At 60.5% G+C, this 23,185-nt stretch carries 18 protein-coding genes and 1 tRNA gene; 7 read left to right on the top strand and 12 right to left on the bottom strand.

Going from position 1 to position 23,185, the window contains the following annotated elements; genetic code table 11:
- Positions 1 to 4: 4 nt before the first annotated feature.
- From RCP80_RS03860 to RCP80_RS03845, 5 genes are all read right to left on the bottom strand, one after another.
- Positions 5 to 1,378, bottom strand: a complete 1,374-nt coding sequence (locus RCP80_RS03860) for a tyrosine-type recombinase/integrase (RefSeq protein WP_373693444.1) — start codon at positions 1,376 to 1,378, stop codon at positions 5 to 7.
- Positions 1,379 to 1,579, bottom strand: a complete 201-nt coding sequence (locus RCP80_RS03855; RefSeq protein WP_308481090.1) for a hypothetical protein — start codon at positions 1,577 to 1,579, stop codon at positions 1,379 to 1,381. It abuts the gene before it with no gap.
- 4 nt (positions 1,580 to 1,583) lie between these two features.
- Entirely contained in the window at positions 1,584 to 1,805 is a 222-nt protein-coding gene (locus RCP80_RS25965) for a helix-turn-helix transcriptional regulator (RefSeq protein WP_373693443.1), read from the bottom strand.
- A gap of 273 nt (positions 1,806 to 2,078) precedes the next feature.
- Positions 2,079 to 3,491 carry an FtsK/SpoIIIE domain-containing protein gene (locus tag RCP80_RS03850; protein WP_308481089.1) on the bottom strand — a complete coding sequence of 471 codons (1,413 nt, stop codon included), beginning with the start codon at positions 3,489 to 3,491 and terminating at the stop codon, positions 2,079 to 2,081.
- Between the two features lie 20 nt (positions 3,492 to 3,511).
- The gene (locus tag RCP80_RS03845; protein WP_308481088.1) at positions 3,512 to 3,922 is read right to left on the bottom strand and encodes a hypothetical protein; all 411 of its coding nucleotides are present in this window, start codon (positions 3,920 to 3,922) and stop codon (positions 3,512 to 3,514) included.
- Positions 3,923 to 4,106: 184 nt separating this feature from the next.
- Here RCP80_RS03845 and RCP80_RS03840 point away from each other — a divergent pair, with 184 nt between their 5' ends.
- The gene (locus RCP80_RS03840) at positions 4,107 to 4,895 is read left to right on the top strand and encodes a hypothetical protein (RefSeq protein WP_308481087.1); all 789 of its coding nucleotides are present in this window, start codon (positions 4,107 to 4,109) and stop codon (positions 4,893 to 4,895) included.
- 663 nt (positions 4,896 to 5,558) lie between these two features.
- On the opposite strand, the gene RCP80_RS03835 is transcribed toward RCP80_RS03840, so the two are convergent.
- Positions 5,559 to 5,828: a hypothetical protein gene (locus tag RCP80_RS03835; protein WP_308481086.1), complete on the bottom strand. Its 270-nt coding sequence runs from the start codon at positions 5,826 to 5,828 to the stop codon at positions 5,559 to 5,561.
- 129 nt (positions 5,829 to 5,957) lie between these two features.
- Between RCP80_RS03835 and RCP80_RS03830 the strand changes: the two genes are divergently transcribed.
- Both RCP80_RS03830 and RCP80_RS03825 read left to right on the top strand, forming a co-directional pair.
- Positions 5,958 to 7,277: an IS256 family transposase gene (locus RCP80_RS03830; protein WP_064961518.1), complete on the top strand. Its 1,320-nt coding sequence runs from the start codon at positions 5,958 to 5,960 to the stop codon at positions 7,275 to 7,277.
- A 255-nt stretch (positions 7,278 to 7,532) separates the two neighbouring features.
- Complete coding sequence (locus RCP80_RS03825; RefSeq protein WP_064961518.1) at positions 7,533 to 8,852, top strand: IS256 family transposase; 1,320 nt, start codon at positions 7,533 to 7,535, stop codon at positions 8,850 to 8,852.
- Here the strand turns inward: RCP80_RS03825 and RCP80_RS03820 are convergent.
- Complete coding sequence (locus RCP80_RS03820; protein WP_308481085.1) at positions 8,814 to 9,662, bottom strand: hypothetical protein; 849 nt, start codon at positions 9,660 to 9,662, stop codon at positions 8,814 to 8,816. The two genes, RCP80_RS03825 and RCP80_RS03820, sit on opposite strands and share 39 nt — an antisense overlap.
- Positions 9,663 to 9,759: 97 nt before the next feature.
- On the opposite strand from RCP80_RS03820, the gene RCP80_RS03815 reads away from it, so the two are divergent.
- On the top strand, positions 9,760 to 12,129 hold the full coding sequence (locus tag RCP80_RS03815) for an nSTAND3 domain-containing NTPase (protein ID WP_308481084.1): 2,370 nt from the start codon (positions 9,760 to 9,762) through the stop codon (positions 12,127 to 12,129).
- 5 nt (positions 12,130 to 12,134) lie between these two features.
- Positions 12,135 to 14,540 carry a hypothetical protein gene (locus tag RCP80_RS03810; protein ID WP_308481083.1) on the top strand — a complete coding sequence of 802 codons (2,406 nt, stop codon included), beginning with the start codon at positions 12,135 to 12,137 and terminating at the stop codon, positions 14,538 to 14,540.
- A gap of 209 nt (positions 14,541 to 14,749) precedes the next feature.
- Here RCP80_RS03810 and RCP80_RS03805 read toward each other — a convergent pair whose 3' ends face one another.
- The 4 genes from RCP80_RS03805 to RCP80_RS03790 all read right to left on the bottom strand — a co-directional run bounded on the left by RCP80_RS03805 (position 14,750) and on the right by RCP80_RS03790 (position 19,588).
- Positions 14,750 to 16,516: a hypothetical protein gene (locus tag RCP80_RS03805; RefSeq protein WP_308481082.1), complete on the bottom strand. Its 1,767-nt coding sequence runs from the start codon at positions 16,514 to 16,516 to the stop codon at positions 14,750 to 14,752.
- A 419-nt stretch (positions 16,517 to 16,935) separates the two neighbouring features.
- Positions 16,936 to 17,286, bottom strand: a complete 351-nt coding sequence (locus RCP80_RS03800) for a hypothetical protein (RefSeq protein ID WP_308481081.1) — start codon at positions 17,284 to 17,286, stop codon at positions 16,936 to 16,938.
- Positions 17,287 to 17,319: 33 nt separating this feature from the next.
- The gene (locus RCP80_RS03795) at positions 17,320 to 18,429 is read right to left on the bottom strand and encodes a hypothetical protein (protein WP_308481080.1); all 1,110 of its coding nucleotides are present in this window, start codon (positions 18,427 to 18,429) and stop codon (positions 17,320 to 17,322) included.
- Positions 18,430 to 19,291: 862 nt separating this feature from the next.
- A complete protein-coding gene (locus RCP80_RS03790) occupies positions 19,292 to 19,588 on the bottom strand; it encodes a hypothetical protein (RefSeq protein ID WP_308481079.1) in 297 nt (98 codons plus the stop codon).
- A 387-nt stretch (positions 19,589 to 19,975) separates the two neighbouring features.
- Between RCP80_RS03790 and RCP80_RS03785 the strand changes: the two genes are divergently transcribed.
- A tRNA-Arg gene (locus tag RCP80_RS03785) sits at positions 19,976 to 20,036 on the top strand.
- A gap of 142 nt (positions 20,037 to 20,178) precedes the next feature.
- On the opposite strand, the gene RCP80_RS03780 is transcribed toward RCP80_RS03785, so the two are convergent.
- Positions 20,179 to 21,393, bottom strand: coding sequence for an ISL3 family transposase (locus RCP80_RS03780; RefSeq protein ID WP_308481078.1), 1,215 nt, complete (start codon positions 21,391 to 21,393; stop codon positions 20,179 to 20,181).
- Positions 21,394 to 21,559: 166 nt separating this feature from the next.
- Between RCP80_RS03780 and RCP80_RS03775 the strand changes: the two genes are divergently transcribed.
- Positions 21,560 to 23,152, top strand: coding sequence for an HNH endonuclease signature motif containing protein (locus RCP80_RS03775; protein WP_308481077.1), 1,593 nt, complete (start codon positions 21,560 to 21,562; stop codon positions 23,150 to 23,152).
- Positions 23,153 to 23,185 lie beyond the last annotated feature (33 nt).

The raw sequence follows: 23,185 nt of genomic DNA, 5'->3' as shown, positions 1-23,185 counted from the left end.
TGCCCTACTGCTCGTTACTCCCCTCTGGTCGGTGTGTGGTCGGTGCTTCGCTGGTATCGGATGGTGCCGGCTGACTGGCTTTGTCTCGCGCCACGGCGTCCAGCAGGCGTCGCGCATTCTCGGGTGACCTCAGCAGGTAGCCGGTCTCACCCGACGGCTCACCGCTGTCCACCGGTTCCGCTGGACCGTAGATGTCGTCATGGAGCCCGTCGTCGACCGGCGAGCTATTCAGAATTCCGGCGACCTCATCCGCCGGAATCCAGCGGCGTTTCTGATCCATAGGCATATCGTCCGCCTGGTTGTCCCCGTGTTGCACGAGACGAGCCGCAGCGTCAAGACGGTGCGCAACGTCGTCGAGATCAGACGGGAAGAGGCCGGCGTAGTGGTTGAGGGTCGTAGCAGCGGATTCGTGGCCTAGCAAACGCGCAACGGCGACTACCGAGGCCCCAGCCTGGATCGCGAGAGATGCCGCGGTGTCGCGGAGGTTGTGTGGCGTGATGTCGAGCTGCGCGGAGTTCACGGCAGCGTCAAAGACGTCCCGGCGGAAGTTTCGGTTTCGGAGGGGCGTCCCGCTTGCTGATGGAAACACCAGTTCACCGGGGCGACGATCAACGCCGAAGCCAGCGAGCATGTTGGAGACCGTCGCAGGGATCGGCACCGTCCGAGCCTGATGATCTTTCACCGGAGCCATCTCACCGCGCGGAGCCTCCTCGGAGTACGCACGACGGACGCGGAGCCTATGGGACACGAAATCCACATCGGACCACTGCAACGCGGCCAGCTCACCCCACCTGAGGCCGCAATACCCGCCAACCAGGACGATGAGGCGGTCGCGCTGTGAAGGCAGATGGTCAACCAGGGCCCAGAGTTGATCATGCGTCAGCGGGCGTGGATCGTTTCCTTGGACCTTCGGCAGCTTGATACCGACTGCAGGATTGCGATGGATTGCGCCGTCCCTCAGCGCGTAGTCGAACACCCGGCGCAACACCCCAAGCGCGTGCCGCGCCGTGGCCGGCGACTGCTGTCGAGAGATACCGGCCGCCCAGACCTCAACCTCTGACGGGCGGACAGAAACCAAGGGCCGACGACCGAACGCACCTGAAATCTGTCTGTTGATGACACCGCGAATCTTGCGCTCGGTTGCGGGTTGACGGGGCGGTTGAGCGGCGAACCAGATCTCGCACCACTCTCGTACCGGCTTCTCCCCCGCCTTCGGGTCCGCCCACACGCCGGTCTTGAGCGCGTCGACCTGCTTACGCTCCCACTCCTGAGCATCCCGCTTGCGCGGAAAAGTACGCGACGCGACGTAGCGACCGCGGTAGTAGACCCGGGCTCTGTAGACGCGCGAGCCGCCGGGGCCCTCACGTCCCTCGATCATTCATTCACCCACACATTGGGTCTGCACCCCATCCGACAGGCGCTCGTCGTCCTCCACGCCTGACTCGGATAAGTCGATGTCAGCCCACGATGCATTCCGGGCTTCGAGTTCGATAAGGAGCCCTTCGTTCATGTCGATCCATGAACGATCGGAACTCAGCGGCTGCGTCAGAACACCGGCCGCAAACCTACCCTTCTTCACGCCATCACCCTTCTTCCCAACGCGACTCCCGCTGTGCATCCACCCAGCGGTCCACCTCCGTCGAGTCCCAGCGAAGCGAATTCCCCAGCTTTATTGCGGGCGGCCCTTCACCACGCAGACGCCACGAGCGAATACACCCGACACTGACCTGGAATTTCTCGGCCAACTGCTGGATCGTCAAATACTCGGTTTGCGTTCCAGCTCGCCTAGCCGCCTGCCTTCCCATCTGGCCCCTCCATCAGAGATACGAACAAGAGCGGCTCACGCGCCGCCGTTCCGGCGGCTTGTGCCTGAGTACCGGGGCCGGGAGGCGAGCACGGTGCACCTGCAGTAGCTGCTGGACCGGATGCTCCCGACGACGCCGGCGGACGCGTAATCCCCGCATCTGCCTGACGACCCGCGGAGTAGTCGGCTGCAGACCAGATCACGCCAGCCGCAATCGTGAGCGTCGCGAAGATCAGATTTGCAGCACGCTCGGTATCGCGCTCATATGGATGAGTCATGACGGCTGCGCCAGTCGGTTGTGAAGAAGTTGTGATGGGTCTCGGGCCAAGCCAGCGAAGCGGTTCACCCAGTCCGCAACCGCTGCCTCTCGAATGTAAGGCGCGCGGAAACGGACGAACGCGCTGTCGACCGAGGCGACGCCCACCCCGACAGGAGCGCCAAGTGGACTGGCAGCGCTGTCCGCTGACCAATCGTCACCAAGCACCGCCTCTGCCGCATACCGTGACTGAACTCCGAAACAGACTCTGACAGAGGAATTGTCGCGGATATCGGTCGGCAGGGAGTCAGCAGTTGGTTTCTGAGTCGTCAGAATCGTCACCACTCCGGCCGAACGCCCCTTTCGGACAAGGAAACTGACGAGCGCGTGGATCTCCGTGCCCTTGGCCTTGTTCTCCTTGCCTACAAGCTGCCGCGGGTCCAGAAATGTCTGACACTCGTCGATGAGCACCAGGACGACGGGCACCTCCGGCGTAGGACCATGGTTCCAAAAGTTCGATGTACCGAGAAGCTCATGGAGATTCTGCGATCGCTCGCGGACCAGTTCCTTGACCTCGTGAAGCGCACCGATCACGGCGTCGAGGTCCATGTCGTCGTCAACGAAGCGGTAGCTGCGAGGCTTCAGTGCCGAAAGGTCCATTCCGCCTTTGCCATCGACCACGACCATTTGCGCCGAGTCGCACCCCGAGAAGGAAGCCAAAGTCTGTGTGAGCCAGGCAGTCTTGCCCGAACCCGGCAAGCCGCCAACCACCACACCCGAGACATTGGAGATCGGAATTGACTTCGACTTGCCATGTTCATCAGCCCCAAGCTGCAATACCCAATCCGTCAGTGGCTTTACGGAGTCGAGCGTCACGGGAGAGCCAAGTGGATCCCGCACCCTGAGGTCGAGCTGGAATAGACCCGGCTTAGGTTCTGACATAACCACACTCGGGACCATCAATGCAGTCGCGAGACGACCGGAAGCCTTTCGCCAGTCGGCCAGTTCCTGACCGTCAACGGCAAGAAACCGAGCACTCGCCCCGAATACCGTTGAGTCAATACCTCGCAAGGTAGGCATGTACCGCACGAACCGGCCGTGCTTGTCCTTGCGGCGTACGAAAAGTCCAACGACATCGAACAGCTCGAAGCGCCTCTTTTCATCGGAGAGAACCTCGACCGCGTACTGCACCTCTGCGAGGTACGGCGAGGGAAGTGGCTCCGGCGTGCTCTCACGCCGCCATCGCAGGATGAAGTAGCCGGCCGCGACACAAACGCCGATAGTGACTACACCGCTGCCCGACCAATGCACCCCAAAGACAAACAAGAACAACACGATTGATACCGCGACAATCCACACCTTGTGGGCACCAGTAGATCCGCGCTTCACCGCAACTACCGCTGCGCACAACAGAATCGCAGCCGGAATCATCCAAGTTGCGTGCGGCACAGTCACTCCCCGCTTGCCGGCCGCCGCGAGGACGCGCCCGATCGGAGGAGGTCATTCGCATTGCCAACGGGAACCAGACGCTCGATAAAAACGGTTACGGCCAAGACCCCACGAGGTGACCCGTCGCCAAACCCGGCTCGTCCCTCTGCCCGCACCGACACCTCGGTCAGGCCTTCTGCCTTGAAAATACTCCCTGCCTGAACGTTTTCGAGCGGCGTCGCCGTCTCCACCGTAGCTCCGTCGAGGCCGGTTCCACCGACCGAGACCGCCACGCCCGTCAGCCGGTGTACGTCAACCCCTCCACGCTGCACGTTGGTGTCCGTCTTGACGCCGTTCTCGTACTGCGCGCGCGTCCGTGCCGTCCCACCCGTGCCGATCAACAGCACCGTCGATGGATCCACCGCCACGGTCATTTTGCTTAGCTCAGGCATTGCACTCCCACTCTCTTTGTAACCAGTTCTCGCCATACGGCGTCATACGAGAATCAATGCTGCGGGACGCCGCTAGCCTCGACAAGCAATGACGAGCCGTTGTCAAACCCGCAGGTCAAAGAAGATTCCAGCTGGGCTGTCGGAATGAGGAGATACCGTTATTGCCATGGTGAACAGTCATGGGCATCAGCAGCCCGAAGCTTCACAACCACTCTGGGATGCTGCCACGACTGCCTTGCAGGCCGGTGCTTCTGACTCTGAGATCCTCTCAGTCATGCGACTGCCAGAGCCCCAGAAATCTCGGACGAAGGTCAAACTCAAGAACCTTCGCCGCCAGCTTCCACTGAACCCGCAATTGTCTAAGCAGGAAGCGCTTCTCAAGCTGGCAGACCTACGCCGTGACGAACTGGAGCGACCTATCGTCGATGCAACCGTCGCCAATGCGAACGAGATCAAGCGTTTCCTCGGCTCTGCCAACGAGATCAGGAACAGGCGGTCGGTCCTCAAAGCTCAGCTTCGCGATATCAATCGCATGATTAATGAGATCGACCACGTTGGGCTAGGGGTTAGTCGACGCGACGGCCTTGTGATGCGCCACAATCAGACAGTCGCAGCACTACTCAACGAGTACGACTGCCTCTCGCTGATCCTCGATGAGTCTGAGTCGGTCTACCTTCGAGGTACCAAGCTGGCGGATCGTGGCCTCATGCTCGGCGGTCTCTCTGTTCAAGATGCAAGACGGCTCGGCGGCTTCAAGCGCAGCGACAGGCACATCTATCGATCACGAGAGAATCTGACCGATCCACCCGCCTCCGAGTACCGATTCTCGCCAACGCTCCGAGATCTACTAACGATTTTTGATACTGCTCAGACCGCCATCGCTGAACTCCGAGCGTCTATGGACGCGGACCGGCAACGATTAATGAACATGCCTGGCAGGACGGACCTACCGTAATCTTTGCCAGTTGTGCTATTCAAAATCGTTGTGTGCAGTTACTTTTCGGTGCATCGTTGGCATAGGGTTTTCAACCTTCCAGCGAAGTCAGATAACCTCCCTGGTTGACCGCAGCGCTCGCAGATGGTCGCCGATCTCCGCTCCGCCTCGTCGGTGATGGTGTCGAGAGCATCGCAAACCTCCGGAGCTGGGTCGTCTCCGCTCGGTTGACAGTAGTAGCGCAACGCACCGAACTTTTCTTTGATCTGTAGAACGACGTAATCGGGGTCGACCGCGGCGAGCTGCGCGTCGGTCTCGATGATGAGCGCGTCCCAGCCGGGCTCGACGTCAATACAAGGCGCCCACCTCTTCGGGATACGCCTCAACACACCTCTTAGAGGTTTCTCCCCGGGAGACAAGATCGCAGCGAGCTGTCCAACACCGTCCCGAACCGCAGACCGCGATGACCCAGCGCCCTCAACACGGTGCTGACCGTCGACAGGGCCCATAAAAGGGCCTTCACTTCTATGCACGAGCACCTTCCGGTCGATATGGCATATGAAAATTACTGATGATGCCGATGTTTCGAGCAGACAGCATTCTCTCGGTTGGCGGGCTCCGTATCGCAGTTGCAGATCGGCACGACACTATCTTCGCGAACGGCGCAACCCGATCCGCGACATCTCATAGATGGCGAGTATCCCCTCTCCCGATGACCGCCATCGCAGCAACTCTCGCCGGCGTTGGCACACGCGCATCGACGGGGTTCTCTAGAAACATCTTGAGCCTGGCTGCCATCTCCTGAGCCTCAACTGCAGCCCCAGCCAACTCAGCCAAGAGCTCGTCCAACGGCCATGAGTAGACATGTGCATACCGCGCGTTGAAGAGGACCAACTCGTCGATGGAGTAATGATCCTGTGCCAGAAGAGCATAGGCCAGCATCTGGTAGAGCAATGATCAGAACCTGTGGATGAGCCTCGGTGAGGGGGCGTGAAAGTGGGCGCACCTTCCCGAGGATGATCTGAATATCCGAAGGTCCGATCATGAGCCGGCGTTGGCGCGCTGGTTCGGGAAGGTACGCCCATGCTCACCGTAGTTCACGATGCCATCGAGGCCAACGAAAGCACTGGCGGTGCTGGTCGGTCGTTGTTGGACGAGATCGTCCGCGACGGCGCCCGTCAGATGCTGGCCGCCGCGTTGAAGGCTGAGGTCGCCGCCTACGTGGCCCAGTTCGCCGATCAGCTCGATGAGAAGGGGCATCGGCTGGTGGTCCGCAACGGCTATCACCAGGCCCGCGAGGTGCTGACGGCAGCCGGGGCAGTTGAGGTGAAAGCACCGCGAGTCAACGACAAACGCGTCGACCCCGACACCGGTGAACGGAAACGGTTCTCCTCGGCGATCCTGCCGGCCTGGGCACGCAAGTCACCGCAGATGAGCGAAGTGCTGCCGCTGCTGTACCTGCACGGGCTGTCCACCAGCGACTTCACCCCCGCTCTGGAGCAGTTCCTGGGCTCGGGTGCCGGGCTCTCGGCCACCACGATCACCCGGCTGACCAGCCAGTGGCAGGACGAGGCCCGCGCGTTTGCCGCCCGGGACCTGTCGGGCACCGATTACGTCTACCTGTGGGTCGACGGCATCCACCTCAAGGTCCGCCTGGACCAGGAAAAGCTGTGTCTGCTGGTGATGCTCGGCGTGCGCGCGGACGGCCGCAAAGAGCTCGTGGCGATCACCGACGGCTACCGGGAATCGACCGAGTCGTGGGCTGATCTGCTGCGCGACTGTAAACGACGCGGCATGACCGCACCCGTGCTCGCCGTCGGCGATGGCGCACTCGGCTTCTGGAAAGCGGTACGCGAGGTGTTCCCGGCCACCAAAGAACAGCGGTGCTGGTTTCATAAGCAAGCCAATGTGCTTGCCGCCCTGCCGAAATCAGCGCACGCGTCGGCGTTGTCGGCGCTCAAGGAGATCTACAACGCCGAGGATATCGACAAGGCCCAGGTCGCGGTCAAGGCCTTCACGGTCGACTTCGGGGCCAAGTACCCCAAGGCGGTCGCCAAGATCACCGACGATCTGGACACCCTACTGGAGTTCTACCACTATCCCGCCGAGCACTGGATCCACCTACGCACGACAAATCCGATCGAAAGCACCTTTGCCACAGTACGTTTGAGAACCAAGGTCACCAAGGGGCCGGGATCACGTGCGGCTGGTCTGGCCATGGCCTACAAGCTCATCGACGCCGCCGCGGCCCGCTGGCGTGCCGTCAACGCACCACACCTGGTCGCCCTGGTCCGCGCCGGCGCGGTCTTCCACAAGGGCAAACTGCTCGAACGCCCCACCGAAATCACCCCACCGACACCGCCCTCAGACGGCGATCAGCAAGCCGGAACGGAGGTCGCCTGAAACACGCCGATCCACAGGTATTGACAATTCCTCCATCTGGTACAGAGTTCTCGCGTCCACGCTGTACCGCGGTGTACCGTCGCGCTTTCGTCTGTGCACCATCGCCTTAACCTCGACGAGGAGCAATGATCAGAACCTGTGGATGAGCCTCGGTGAGGGGGCGTGAAAGTGGGCGCACCTTCCCGAGGATGATCTGAATATCCGAAGGTCCGATCATGAGCCGGCGTTGGCGCGCTGGTTCGGGAAGGTACGCCCATGCTCACCGTAGTTCACGATGCCATCGAGGCCAACGAAAGCACTGGCGGTGCTGGTCGGTCGTTGTTGGACGAGATCGTCCGCGACGGCGCCCGTCAGATGCTGGCCGCCGCGTTGAAGGCTGAGGTCGCCGCCTACGTGGCCCAGTTCGCCGATCAGCTCGATGAGAAGGGGCATCGGCTGGTGGTCCGCAACGGCTATCACCAGGCCCGCGAGGTGCTGACGGCAGCCGGGGCAGTTGAGGTGAAAGCACCGCGAGTCAACGACAAACGCGTCGACCCCGACACCGGTGAACGGAAACGGTTCTCCTCGGCGATCCTGCCGGCCTGGGCACGCAAGTCACCGCAGATGAGCGAAGTGCTGCCGCTGCTGTACCTGCACGGGCTGTCCACCAGCGACTTCACCCCCGCTCTGGAGCAGTTCCTGGGCTCGGGTGCCGGGCTCTCGGCCACCACGATCACCCGGCTGACCAGCCAGTGGCAGGACGAGGCCCGCGCGTTTGCCGCCCGGGACCTGTCGGGCACCGATTACGTCTACCTGTGGGTCGACGGCATCCACCTCAAGGTCCGCCTGGACCAGGAAAAGCTGTGTCTGCTGGTGATGCTCGGCGTGCGCGCGGACGGCCGCAAAGAGCTCGTGGCGATCACCGACGGCTACCGGGAATCGACCGAGTCGTGGGCTGATCTGCTGCGCGACTGTAAACGACGCGGCATGACCGCACCCGTGCTCGCCGTCGGCGATGGCGCACTCGGCTTCTGGAAAGCGGTACGCGAGGTGTTCCCGGCCACCAAAGAACAGCGGTGCTGGTTTCATAAGCAAGCCAATGTGCTTGCCGCCCTGCCGAAATCAGCGCACGCGTCGGCGTTGTCGGCGCTCAAGGAGATCTACAACGCCGAGGATATCGACAAGGCCCAGGTCGCGGTCAAGGCCTTCACGGTCGACTTCGGGGCCAAGTACCCCAAGGCGGTCGCCAAGATCACCGACGATCTGGACACCCTACTGGAGTTCTACCACTATCCCGCCGAGCACTGGATCCACCTACGCACGACAAATCCGATCGAAAGCACCTTTGCCACAGTACGTTTGAGAACCAAGGTCACCAAGGGGCCGGGATCACGTGCGGCTGGTCTGGCCATGGCCTACAAGCTCATCGACGCCGCCGCGGCCCGCTGGCGTGCCGTCAACGCACCACACCTGGTCGCCCTGGTCCGCGCCGGCGCGGTCTTCCACAAGGGCAAACTGCTCGAACGCCCCACCGAAATCACCCCACCGACACCGCCCTCAGACGGCGATCAGCAAGCCGGAACGGAGGTCGCCTGAAACACGCCGATCCACAGGTATTGACAATTCCTCCTCGACGAGTACATTGCCCTTGATCAAGTCAGCGTCCCCCGGTAACACACGGGAAAACGCCGGACCTGTAACAAGCTCACCTTGGCGTGAGTTGATAACCGGTAGCAGGCAATCACGAAAAACTTGCTCAAGACGTCTCAGATCCGCAATGGCGGACGCCGGCATAACATCGACAAGGTCCCTGCAAGTGGGCTTGTCTCCGAGCGCACACAACGCTGACCGATCGAACTTCACGCCGCGGACGAGCTCAACCAACAAGGCAATTGCCCAGCAACCTCGCAACAGTCCCTCATCGGCGCCAGCAGCGGCCTTGCGATCCATTTCGCGAAGGATCAGCCGATCGAGCCAGCTGATCAACTCGTCGACCACACCAGCCCACATTCGAGAAGGGCAGTAGTCGTAGATCGCCTCGACAACCGAGCTAGAAACAATCGGCGCGCCCAGCTTGCACCTTGTCAACAGATCGAAAGCAGCACCCGCTGTCCCGCTTGGAATATCGGGCAACGGTTCGATGCAGGGATTCACGACGGTGTCGCGGAAAGCCCTGAACACGCCGCCGGTGTTCGGGAGTGTAGATCGAAACCACTGCGCTAGAGGCAATCTGGAACTATGCAGCTCCGCAGTCACCGAGTGCCAGCGTGTCATCCCGTCAACTGTTCGATACATCTCGTCTCTCCTGGCTTCATCAGTCGGGGCGGTCGCCCAACTGAGACGATGCACCTGCACACCGACACGCCCGACGCAGACGGCATGGACTCCCGACAACGGCACGCGCATGGTTCTCGCCGTCCGCCGCACGAGATTGAGCTACTTTGACACTGGCAAGCAAAGTATCCAGGAGAAAAGCAATCGGGACGTCGACTAGGGGCCGCGAATGAAGACATACGATTTCCACACCTTGTCTCCTATGGACTTCGAGCTACTTGTCCGAGACTTACTCAAGGAGCACCTGGGTGTTCGTTTACAGGCATTCGGGCACGGCCCTGACGGAGGCATTGACCTTAGGTCCTCGGACAACGGACAAATAACAATTGTTCAGTGCAAACACTACCGAGGGTCATCTTTCAGTGCCCTGAAACGTGCTGCTACCGCAGAAAAGTCAAAAATAGACGAATTGAAGCCTGACAACTACTACTTTGTAACATCGCAGCTATTGACGCTGACACAGCAACAAGCTTTGGTTAATGCTCTTTCGCCCCACATCACCGACACGTCCCAGATTTATTCTCAGTTGGACCTCAATGATCTATTAACGGATTATCCAAATGTCGAGATAAACCATTTCAAGCTTTGGATGGCATCGTCTACGATCTTAAGGGAAATTGTAAACAGCGGTATTTGGAATCGGAGCAAGGCTCTACTGGAGGAAATCCAGGATCGAGTTCGACTATACGTCAGCACGTCCAGCTATCAGCTAGCCACACAAATGCTTGCCGACAAGAGGGTCTGCGTGATTAGCGGAGCTCCTGGGGTCGGAAAGACCATGCTCGCTGACATGCTCGCGCTTGCCCAGTGGCAAGACGGTTGGAAGATAGTTGAGTTAGAGTCAAGCGCGATTGATAAAGCTTGGGATGTCCTTGATAGCTCAGAAGACGGCAAGCTCTTCTTCTACTTTGATGATGTATTCGGCCAAACCGACATACAAGAACGGCTAAGTCGGGACAACGGCAAAACTGTCGCCCGCCTGATCAGTGCCATTGGCCGGAGACCCGGAAAGCAGCTAGTTATTACCACCCGCACGCACGTCCTCCAGGAGGCCGAGCTTCGCGATGAGGCGGTAGCACGCGCTGGACTGCGGGCTCACGAATGTGTTGTAGAGGTGACCGAATACACACGAGAGATACGCGCAAGGATTCTTTATAATCACTTGTATTTCAGCAATTTGGCACGTGAGATCGTCCGCGATTTCGTCGTGCAGAGATTCTATATGCGAATCATTAACCACGAAAACTTCACCCCTCGATTGATCGAGTTAACTATCGCCCAGAGCAGCTCCCAAGACACAGCGGAAGAATTGCTTCGCAGAATGGTACACGCTCTCGATCATCCGATGGAATTATGGGGTCCAAGTTTCAGGGAATCGCTAACCGAGGCCGCTCGAACATTGCTAATGCACCTTGCCACGTTCCCCACCACAGGTGCCACGACAAGTGCAGTACGTGCGAGCGTCGCAGGAACTTCGACTCCACTGGAATTTGAGCGGGCGCTCAAGCAACTCGACGGAAGCTGGATTCAGATAGCTGGCAGATTTAATCACAGCGAGACTTATACTTCATTCGCTAACCCCAGCTGTCGCGATTTCGTTCTCTCGTTCTTGAATTCACATGCCGACTATGCCACGCTGCTGGCCCAAACTGTTATAGGTCCCGACCAGCTTGCCCAACTTCTGCGATACGCGCAATCTGCGGACCGAGACCGCACCTTGAAGTATCCGCTGCTCGGGTCCAATTTACGGGAAAATTCAGTTCAGGTTGCCCAAGCAATCTCGGACACTTGGGATAGAAATTTAAGCGCTCGCCGAACTGTGCCGTCTGATGCGCCGGCAATACTTGAGTCCCTTTTAGGGTCCGCAGCTCATCTAGATCTGGGCATAGAGGAGTGGATTGTGGACCAGATCCTCTCCCTTTCAGAATATTCGACTTACCATTCATTAGATGGACACAACTGCGAGGAACTGACGCAGGCCATCCGCGCGTCCGGTCGCAGCCTCGCGACCGAAGCTGAGCTTGAAAGCTGCAAAATACTTTTTCTGATTTGGTGCGATGTTGTGGGGTATCACGATGAGTGGCATCCGGTGTTCGAGTACCGCAATTGGCTTGATGAAGAAACTGAGGTGAGTTGGACAGACGACGACGAATCTATACTTCTCAACTGCTTCGATCAATGGTTGAAGAACGAGTTCGACAACGTACTACCCAATGCCGAGAAAGAGTCTGATGCCGACGCTCATATTGATGAGATACGTAGCATCGCCACTCAGTACTTCGACTTGACCTCCTTTTCCGAACGATTTGAAGGCATCCAAAGGGACGTTTACGAGCATTTCAACGGATTCGAGCCCGATTGGGACGATTACCGCGAGATGAACGCAGCTCGCAAAGTAGCTAGCTCTGAGTACATCGTCGAGCTGGACCTGAGTGATCAGGCTTCTGAGAGTGACGAACCCCCTGCATCCGCCGAACCACGGCAATCGCCGCGGAACGTGGAAAGCAGCATCGACGCGATGTTCAACCATTTAAGGTAGCAGGAATGACAGATCTATGGCCGCTCCTGGTCGCAGACCCGCTTGAGGGCGAACAACTGATCAGCAGTCAATTGCGCCCTCGAGAAGGTGCCGTGGTCATCGACCGATCGGACTACCTTTCTTCGTGTGACCAAGTACGTGATCTCTGCGGGGTCTGGGGCGGTGCTGGAGTTCCGCTCATTCCGGTCACACCTTCTGAGGATATTGATCCGCGTTGGTCGAGAATTCTCAACGAGAGCAACCTAGATGGAATCGAACGCTCTGATCTCTTGGGAGACAACGCGGCCTCGGCATACACCGATGCTGAAGGCCCGGCATCTGCACAACTTATCCGCATCCTGGTAGACCTCGAACGGAAACCGACTGTCCAAACCGTCCGAGGCATGCCAACCAGCGATCCCTGGCATCTCGCGTATATTGCCGTTGCGGGTGATCTTTCGTCCCAGCCCCATCCCCAGAATACCTGGAACGATCTTCGCCGTGATCTAACCTTTGACGATGTCTTACAGATCCGCGGTATTAGCGAAAATGGTTCTTCCGCGGGTCTTCTCGCATTAGTACGTGACTTCTCTGCGACAACGGCAGTCGAACTAAGCCGATCGAAGCTCCCGACCGGACTCCAGGGCGGCTACAACAAGGGGTTCCCGTCGTCGTCGCGCTTCGCATGGAGCGATGACGTAACGTCGCAGCGGTTCGGACCCAATATAGTCGTGCTCTACGAACCCGGCAGCTCTGAAGATCTGGCTCTTGTGTGGAATCTGCGGGCAAGATTTCTTCACCCGCCACGCTTTCCGCTCGCCGTGCCGATGACATCCACAGTGGAAAATGACATCCGATATCTAATCCAATCAGGCGCGGATCATCATTTCGGCTTTGACCACAACCTCGCATTGACTTCAATGTCGATCGCACCCGATCGCGTTGCCACACTGGCCAAGAGCGTCGGATTTGAGGCGGTCGATCCGTGGGAACTGCTGCGGCCAATCGGTGGCTACTGCTCAGTGTCCAATAACACCGTGCGGTTTGCCGGCGGCAAGGCACGTATCGCTTCATTCTCGCCGGGTGACTTCCAGGCCATCGGAGGTGCGTACCTAGGCAGTCATCAGGGCACATGGATGAAGCGAAAGACCGTTGTCGTTGACGCTCCGCTTCCGCCGTCTCAGACAATGAGGCGCCAGGTCTACCACGGCGACGCGCACTATCTTGAAGGCGCGATCACGACTGGCGGCCGGTCCGACGGGTTCACGACAATACGCTTGCCATCAGGACTGGAGGTCATATCAGCTCTATCAGTCGACCAAGGGCTGCGCTTAACCGAAAGCGCCCCAGGTAGAGCTGCGGAACATCTGATCCGTGCGGCGGGACGGAACCTCTCAATGTTCGCCTCTCCTGGCGTCGTCGAAACACTCAGCGAGTTAACGCGCGGCCGAAGCGTAAGCATCGTGAAGCGACGATTGAACCAATACCTCGCCGACCCGGAGACCGACGAGTCCTCCGACCGCTACCAGACACTCCTCGATCGCCTAAATCAAGGCCTTGGGTCCCCCGACGCGGAAGAACTCGGTTATCCGACGTTCGATCGAATGAGACAGCTACTCCGCATGCGTCGTGACGCAGCCCAACAATGGGTCAGTTGGGCTATGGACGGTGGCCTCATCCTTCGCGGTGTGGAGGCGAACTGCACTCGATGCGGCCACAAGCAGTGGCGCCCGCTCAGCGAAGCCGTTCCATCGCTGGTCTGCCATGCCTGCGGCCAACAGATCGCCAGTCCCCACGGCTACAACCAGATCAACTTCCGTTATCGGGCTAGTGAAGTCCTGCTTCGGGCAATGAGTCACGATGTTCTTTCGCATGTTCTCGCCATGCGGTACGTATGCGGAGAACTGGGTGGCAGGCCGCTCGTTTTCGGAGGCTATCCGGGGGTAGAGTTCCGGAATTCCGACAGCGAACGCGTCACAGCGGAAGCTGACGTCATGGTCGTTCTTCGCAATGGCGAGATCATTCTGGGCGAATGTAAGGCGAACGCGCGTGGCCTTTCTCAGGAGGAGTTGGACAAGCTATGGCGCTCAGCCGATCAACTCGGCGCCAGAGCGACCTTCGCAGCGACTCTAGATCGCGCCGCCAACTGCAGCGAAGAGTGGCGCGTGACCGAGGACTCCGCAGGGAGGCCACACTTCGCGCTGACCGCCGAGCACTTGTTCGATCTCGGCGGTACGGTCGGGGCTTCAGGGGAGGATCTTTTCTCCTGGCGGACTGACTATTCGCCGAGATTTGATGCGGACAACCAGGAACTCGCCGGGGCAGATCTCTCAGCCCGGATCGACGAAGAGTTCAGTACGTACGTTGAGCGGACCGCGACAGACTACGATCAACACACCCGGGCACCTTGGACGCGGGGTCCGGACGATTGACCGGATCTTCGAACACGCTTGTCCCCATGTATCTCGATGCGCGGCGACAGAAGATCGAGAATGTGTGTACTTAAAAGCGACCGCGACTCGGCCGACCAGATTGCCGTGGCCATAACAAAGTGCCCACTGATGGACAAGTCGAGGTATCCATTCTTGGCCAGTTGTAGGTCTCCATAATATGTTCGTCGTGTCGACCAGAACCTACGTCACTAGCCTTGTTCGGAATTGTGCGAACGCAATCGTACGGAGTCTGAACCGAGCCATTGCATCTGAACGGTGTTGTTCCCCGAATCGGGAACGAGCTTAGCGGTTGTCGTGCCTTCGCTGTCGGTATCCACGACCTCCACCTGCACAGGCCCCGTAGCGACCCTGACCAAACCCAGCGGGATCGTGCTGTCACCGACTTGCACCTCGAGGTCGCGGTGAAACACTGCCTGCTGAAGGCCGTTTGGCGCTGGCGTATCCGGGTGCATCGTGAACCGCATGCCGCTCCAAGACGCGTTGACTACATCTCCGTCGATGAGGCGTGCGGCCCTGATTACCCCCTCCATGTGATCGAGATCCTCAGTGCTTAAATCTGGCACCTTCAGTTCGTAAGCAACATACTTCTGAATCTCGATGAGGGCCTTGACATATCGCAGCACGAGTTCGTTCCATTGGAGTCCATCCCCCTCGGTGGGCAGCACCGACGAGAGGTCTTGCTCCACGACGGAGTTTCCGCGCACGGCGGACAGTCGCATACGGTTAGGAGCGCGGAACTGAGTCACGAGCGCTAAAGGCTGCTCAATCTGATCTGGAAAGCGTCCAGTGGAGTCTCCGAGCTTGAACCTCAGCTTCATATCGAACTTGCCATCGTTGATTGTTGCTAGCGTCTCAACTGTCAAGAACCCGTGTGGGTCGGTGCCTCTGTTGTAAGCACCCGTGTTGTCGGGGTTAGTCGTGGGTGGGTTCATTGTCAGCGTGACGGCTGCCAGCGTCTCACCAGCGGGTGAGAGAACTTCGAGGCGACGTTCGAATGTCTCCCCACCATCGAGCTCGCTAAGGATGAGCGTGCCGGTATCGAACTTTCCGCCGAGCCCACCGGGCAACTCCATCTCGTAACCAGAGACCTTCAAAGGCACAGTCGGCGGTCGTCCATATGTGCGGAACTCTTCGAACTCTGCGTGTTCCTTGCTGCCGGCCTCGACGGTGAGCTTGCCCTTGAAGCCGATCGGACGCTCCCGCAGTGACTCAGCCCCGCGAGCGAGTACATGGAAAGTTACGTAGCTGTCCCCCACGTTGCGAGAAGTGCTTGCAACCAATGCGGGGTAGCCGCCAGTTCCCGGCGGAGGAGGGCTCATTGGTTGCTGCGAAACTGCTATGTCGTATTGGAAGTGAGGATCTCGCTGATTGAGAGTGTCTCGAAGCGTCCCAAATTGGTTGTAGGTCATAGAAGGCGCGAGATTCGCGAAACTTTCGGGAGTTGTCGATTGACGATCATCCACAGGGATTCCAGAGATGGCCACAAACCGTGCAAGTTCTTCCGCCAAGCGATCGCGGCCGTCCCGCAGATAGTAATCCACGATGTCCGGATACTTCGACACCCACGCCTCGATCGGCGCTAGACCGACCCATGAACAAGGAAAGTTACCGGACGCCTCTAGCTGCTCGAACCATTCGGAGTTTTCAGGCGTCGGATCAAGCGGCATGGTTAGGTGCCATCGATCAATAATCCAGTCGCGCTGCTGCGCGTATTCCTGGATTCGGGTGTGCGAGTCGACAATCTGCGCCTTCTCACTGGTGCCTAGATTGCTTGCGAATTTTTTGACCTGGTAGATCTCAACATGTCCCGGACTGATGGCTCGACATACGTCGATCCCGCCATCCCCCCGAGATGGTCGGACTCGAAAAGCTTCAGGAAACTCGCGGCAGACGAACATCGACACGACTGCCTCGATATCGTCGCCCTCGTAGCGGGACCAGGGCAGTCGGCTCATCCTTCGTACCTTAGTACTGCAGCAGTCGATGGCGACTGCTGAGATCCGGCGTGTCTGCGCAGCTCAGAACGGTAGACGCAGATTGCTCGGAGTTGCGAGGACATCTGAATGATCCACGAGCGCCGGCAAACAAAAGCTTAGGGCACCGCCCGCACATGGTTCTTCTCTGAGGATCGCACGGTCCGTCCGGAGCCCAGTTCTGGGCATTGGGTTCCGACGAACGCAATGCCCAACGACAAGCGCCGCGGCCGCAACGGGTGCACACAAACCATCGGAAAACTACCGAAGTAGGGCAATAGACCGCTGCCGGCCATCCCGGAGGAGATGCTGGGCCAGGCTGACCACGCCGCTGATGCCATCGCGAGGGCTCCGATGGGCGGCAAGGACACCGTTGCCCAAACACGTTCACAACAGCGTCCTCACGTCCCAGTGCGACCTGACCTCGCTGCGCTAGTTTCGTTCGGGAACAGCTTTGACAAGATCGAATCATTGATTGCAACAGCAAGATCCAGCGCAGCGTCAGCACCGTTGGAGACGCTATCGCGGGTGTTCACATTCCGAGACGTCTGATTCATGAGCGAGTTTATGTGAGCCAGCGTCGCATCTTCGACAGCCTTCTTGATAGAAGGCCAGGCCACGATAAGCACTTCGCGGGCCCCGAGAATTGCCCAATTTCTCTGCCTTCCGATGAAGTCGAACTCAGGATCGCCTTGATCCGGCCATAGAACGCAGAATGCACGCCGCGCGGCCTCAACCGCCGGATCGTTCACTGCACGCCATCTCCTACTCTTTCGTCGTGACGCTCAGCAGCTGCAGTCTGGTGGCTGTGAGGGCGGATGTAGCGTAATCCCCATATCCTGGGTGAGTTTCAACAAACAATGGTCATCGCCACGCTCGACGATCTCAAGCAGAGTCGACATCAGTTCCGGCCGCCAAACCACGATCCGATACCAGTCCGATCGGCTGATCTCTCCTAACGTCTCTCCACCGGCATCAGTGGCCGATACCGCCTCGTCAGATTGCTCAGCGGTGGCGCCCCGCTCCGACAACAATCTGTTCCAAAGCACCTCCCGCTTCGACGAAGGCTCCTTCCGCTTCCGAGACCAGAGCAGTTGACGCCGTCCCTTCGAAGCCTGCTCCCACTCGTGCCACACGGCCCACTCGCCTGGTGGTGTCACCGAAACCACCTCGCCGGAGTCCGAGTCGATCACCGCCCAGTCACCCTGTCCCGCCTCCACTACCGACCAGTGGCGTGGTGTGCGTACACCGAAACCTCTTGCGTCTACAGAAGACGCCAGATCGGCGAGAATCTCGAAGGGGGTTCGATTTCGCTCGGTCCGAGCAGACTTTTCCAACTGTCCGCCTGCGATCTCGAATCCCATCTTGGTCGCAGCATCGTATGTTGCCTTGGACAAGTAACGGCCAACGTAGTCAGCACCGTCTGACGCAACATCGCGGACGTCGACTGCAACTGAGCCAGGAGACCGGAACCCGGCTTTGTGCAGACCATTCGACCATCGTTCGTGAACTCTCGCAGCAAACGTGTTGCGCGCAAGCCACTCTCGGTCGAGACCATCGAACCAGAGTGGCAACTCCGACCGTAGCGCAGACTCCATCCCTGACGCAGTGAACACGAGCGCGTGGATGTGGAGATGCCACCCGTTGCCTCCGCGAGTCGGAGCGCCGTATGTCGCCTCGACGACTCTGGTCAAACCCGCGACATCAAAGAGTTCAGCATCACCGACATGGGCGGCAACAACAGTCGTCTTGCCCGCTCGCTCCACCGTCCGCGCACGCTGACCGGTCCATTTGCGTGTACCGAACGCTGCTCTCCAGCCTGCGCTCAGTCCATCCCATAGCTGAGCGAGGCGGTCCTTCGATGTATGACGCATCGTGAGCGTCAACAAGTACACGTTTCCGCCTTGCCGGTGGCATTCGCGGACCGCCGCAGCAATTTCCGCCGCCCTAGTGTGCGCGATCACTGCCGAGCACCGAGGGCACGACCACACAGATCCGCACGTCATCAGTCCCTGATAGCTCGCAATCGACTGCCCATTCACTTCGCGCCTCTTGATGGCGACCGTCTGACCGTCGTCGGGGTCCCCAACAGCGTCGTTGTGCAACATTCGACCGCAGCAGCGGACGGCTTTCAATGATGACGCCTGCCAGAGCATCGCTCGGGCACCCCAGCGATCTCGGCGCTTCTCCGCAGAGGCCAACAACCCGGCCTCGACACCAGTTGTGAAGCAATAACTCTGAGTACTACCAAGAGCGCTCGCTGCGCTCGCGCCGTCGACGCTCTGGCCCTCCGCGCAAGCGCTCCGGGCCGCCGCGCCGCCGCCCTCGTCAGGAACTCTGCCGATCATCGTTCTCGGCCCAAGTCACCAGAAACCAGCTGTGCCATTCGAGCCAGAACGCGTGAAGTCTCGTTGAGCACCCGAATAAGCGCCGCATCGCGACGCGCCTGCGAAAGGTGAGTAGGGCCTTCCTTCAGTGCTCTGTCCGACACCCCGTTGGCAGACCCAGCCGCTTCCCACCATTCATCGCCATCTAACTCCGGAGTGAGCTCATAGTTCCCCCTCACAAACGCCTGCAGCAGCGATCTGCGACCCTCCGCAAGGCCAGCAAGGAAGGCCGCCGACTGCAACTTGTTAGCGAGGGCTTCAGCCTCGTCGGCACTCAACGCGTAGCGACCGATGGACGAGAACCTCGGCGTTGTGAACGTGACTTGCGTTCTTCGCACGCTCACCGAGAAGCCCGGAACCGCTCTTCTACTCATGCCTCACCGCCGGCCGTCTGTGCATCATGCTTCCGCGAAGAGCGCAGGGCATCAGACAACGCGACCGCAGCGTCCCGGAAGCAGTGACAGGTTGTTTTGCAACCGTTATCGACATCAGCCTCGCCGCTGTCAAGGCCCCAGAGGTCGAACGCCCAGCGTTCACGCCCCGACTGCCTACTCTCACCGAGCACGGCGAGTTCGCGGTCGTCCGCCAGGATCACCGCCACACCGATGAGCTCCCCGGTGGACCAGACCGCGCGATAAAGGGCCCAGCCGCCCACCTGAACCTGCACAGCCCTGGCGATAAGGTCGGCCCGAATCCGTGCTCGCTCGTCTTCCGTGGGTCCTCCGAAGAGGCGAGTCAGCGAGTCATCCTCCCCCGGGTCCCCCGCACCGCCGGGAAGCCGATCCGCCGGCGTCATTTCTCGCCGCCATAGATTGAAGGATCGATGACGTAGTTGTGCGCCCGCGGTACGATTCGACTGCGCGCGCAAACGGTGGTTTCCATAGTTGCCTCCGTGGAGCCCCTTGGTTGCAGCCGAGGGGCTTCGCTCGTTTCTGAGCCCGGAAGTCAACGCTGATCTGTGGTCGGTGCTCGGTCGGTGAATCTGCGACACGCCGTGGTTTCGGGTGGCACCGAATGGCGTTATATCGCCATTTCAGGGTCATTTTCGAGACCATGACTAGTTGAGCTTGCAGGCTCTCCTAAAGCCGGTGTCGCAGGTTCGAATCCTGCCGAGGGCACTCTTTGTGTGTTGCATTGCCGCCCAACATGTTTCGTACTTCGCGTGCGCGCGTCCGGCCAGGCGTACTCGATGCGCCCAGCCGAGAAAGCTGCGTCGTGTCGTACCCCCATGACACAATCGAAAGCATGTGCGACTCCTCAGGTTCTTGTGGGGAGTTTGACCTGCAGTCCGCCGAGGCAGAGGTAGATCATTGAGGTCAGTGTTTGGGCGGAGTGGTGTCCGTAGCCGCGGGCGTTGATGAGGCGGATTTTGGCGTTGATGCCTTCGATGAGGGCGTTGGAGATGCGTAGTTCGATGGCGGCGAGGATGGGTTCGAAGTAGACCTCGAAGCGTTTGCTCAGCGCGACGAACGCCGGGATGCGGGAGCGTTTGGCGGCGGTGATCCAGGCTTTGAGCAGTCGGCGGGCTTGGTCGGGTTCGTGGTGGTGGCGGTAGAGGTCGCGGGCTTGTTCCTTCAGCGTCCAGGCCCGGCCGATGCGTCGGTTGGTTCGCGCGATCTGGTTGACCAGGGCGCGTTTGTCGTCGGTGAGTTTGTTCTCGCCGGTGCGCAGCGCCCAGCGGGCGGCTTTCCAGTCCGCGGTGGCGTGTCCGGGCAGGCGGATCGATTCGGCGAAGACGCGATCGAGGGCGCGTTGGACCCACTGCATGACATGGAAGCCGTCGTAGCAGATGACCGCGTTCGGGACCGCTGCGGTGGTGGCAGCGGTGTAGGCCCTGGAGACGTCCATGCTGACCGCGTCGATGTGTGCCAGTGCTGAATCGGTTTGGGCGGCATAGAAGTTGGCTAATGATTGTTCGCTGCGTCCAGGCTGGACGTCGACGACGGTGCCGGTGTCGTGGTTGCCGATGATGGTCAGATAACGATGGGGATGGCGGTAGCAGATCTCGTCGACACCAATGCGATACAGCGTCTGCAGGCGACGCTGGTCGAGAAGTTCGGCCACGCCGCGGCCGATGATGGCGGTGACCGTTTCCCAGGCGCAGCGCATCAACGCCGCCACCGAGGTCCGGTCGGTTCGTTGGGCCAGCCACAGCACCATGTCTTCGAAATCGCGGGTGTGACGCGCACCGGGACGAGCCCAGGGCAGTTCCTCGGTGATCACCCCGCAGTCCGGGCAATCGAGGCGGCGGATCTCATAGACCAGCCACAGCTGTGCCCGGGCCAGATCCAGATGGCGCCAGCGTCGCCGGCGGCGGTCATAGACCGCCCGTAGGCGTTTGCCGCACGGGCAGCGCAGCAGGCGCGCTTTCGGTCGCAGGTGGACATCGATCTGCCCGTCGCCGATGACGACATCGGTGACCGTGGCCCCGGGAATCTGCAGCAGACGGTTAAATGCAGTGTTGACGCGCACGCGGATCGTCCTTGCGGTTGAGGTTGGTGTGGTAACCCCGAAACCTAGAGGCACACCGCGTGCGCGTCCTTCAATTCACCGGCGAAACACCGAAGTCGTTGAAACTCCCCACAAAATACCGCTGAACAGCGAAAATGCGCCCACGAAAACACGTGGAGCGCCAAGCATGTTCGATGGACGGTCGCCGAGTGATCTGGTCGCGGTGGTGGAGGACACCCGCCGCGACGAGTCGGGGATGCATGCGCGCCGGATGGCCGCCATCGCCGCACTGTTGTGGGAACGCACCGCCGAGGCCGAAGGCCACGACGAGGACGACCCGAGTTATGCCCTGATCACCGGGTTCGCGCGGACCTGCGCCGAGGTCGGTGCCGCGCTGAACATCGCCTCATTCGACGCGAGTCGACTGGTCTCCCAAGCCGAAGCCCTCGATACCCGCCTGCCCCAGATTGCGGCGCTGCTGGCCGCCGGGGGCCTGGACTACTCGGATGTCACCACCATCATCACCCGCACCGAATACGTCGATGCGGCACTGATGCCCGACCTCGACGCCGCCCTGGCGGAGAAGATCGCCGGCTGGGACTGCTGGTCGCGGCGGCGGCTGCGCAACACCGTCGATGCCGCGATCCTGCGCGCCGATCCCGAAGCCGCGAAAGAGCGCCGCCACAGCGCCGACACCGACCGCCGCGTCACCGTGCGCGCCGAACCCAACGGGATGGCCCGGGTGCAGGCCCAGATCTCGGCGCCGGCGGCGGCCCTGTTCGACCAACGCCTCAGCGCCATGGCCACCGCGGTCTGCGCCGAGGATCCCCGCACGCTGGCCCAGCGTCGCGCCGACGCCCTCGAAGCCCTCGGGCGGGGCCGGTTCACCCTCGACTGTGGCTGCGGGCGCCCCGAGTGCCCCGCCCGCGCCGCAGACCCGCCGGGGCCGGGCCGAGTCGTCATCAACGTGGTCGCCAGCGCCGACACCCTGACCGGGCGCAGCGAGGACCCCGGCTACCTCGACGGCTACGGCGTGCTCGACGCCGAGCAGGTCCGCGACCTCGCCGACGGCGGCGCGCTGCTGCGGCCCACCGCGCGACCCAGCGACCCGCAGGCCGGCGACGTGCTGCGCCATCAACCCTGCGCGGCGCTGGCACGCTGGGTCCGCTGCCGCGACCTGACCTGCAGCTTCCCCGGCTGCAACCGCTCGGCCTGGCGCGCCGACCTCGACCACAGCGTGCCCTTCGACCACCACAACCCGCTGCGCGGCGGCTGGACCCTGGCCGGCAACCTCAGCCCCAAATGCCGCCAACACCACCTGCTCAAAACCTTCCACAACGGCCCCGACGGCTGGCAAGACAAACAATGCCGCGACGGCACCATCGAATGGACCTCACCCACCGGCCGCATCTACCGCAGCACCCCCGAGGGCGCCGAACTGTTCGCCGACATCCACACCGCCTGCACCACCCCCGCCCCGCTGCCGCGCAACCACCGCCGCGACAAAACCCGACGCACCGCCCACGCCCGCGCCGGCCTGGCCGCCAAACGCGCCACCAACGCCGAAACCCTGCGGATCAACCGCGCCCGCGCCCACGAAATCGAGATGCGGCAATGGCGCAACGAAGTCCGCCACAAACTCTTCCTCCTCAAAGGCACCCCCAGCACCAGCCCCTGGTGCACCTGGGTCAACGACCCACCCGAAAACGAAACCATCACCGCCGACTGGAAACCACCACCCCCACCCCCACCCACCGACAACGACGAACCACCCTTCTGAACCACCCGTCCGCCGAGCGCGGGGTAAGCGAGC

The organism is Mycolicibacterium sp. MU0053 (assembly GCF_963378095.1).
In the GTDB taxonomy this organism is placed as follows: Bacteria; Actinomycetota; Actinomycetes; order Mycobacteriales; family Mycobacteriaceae; genus Mycobacterium; species Mycobacterium burgundiense.
Note: the sequence above shows the minus strand (reverse complement) of the source record. Positions and strands in the feature narration are given on the sequence as shown.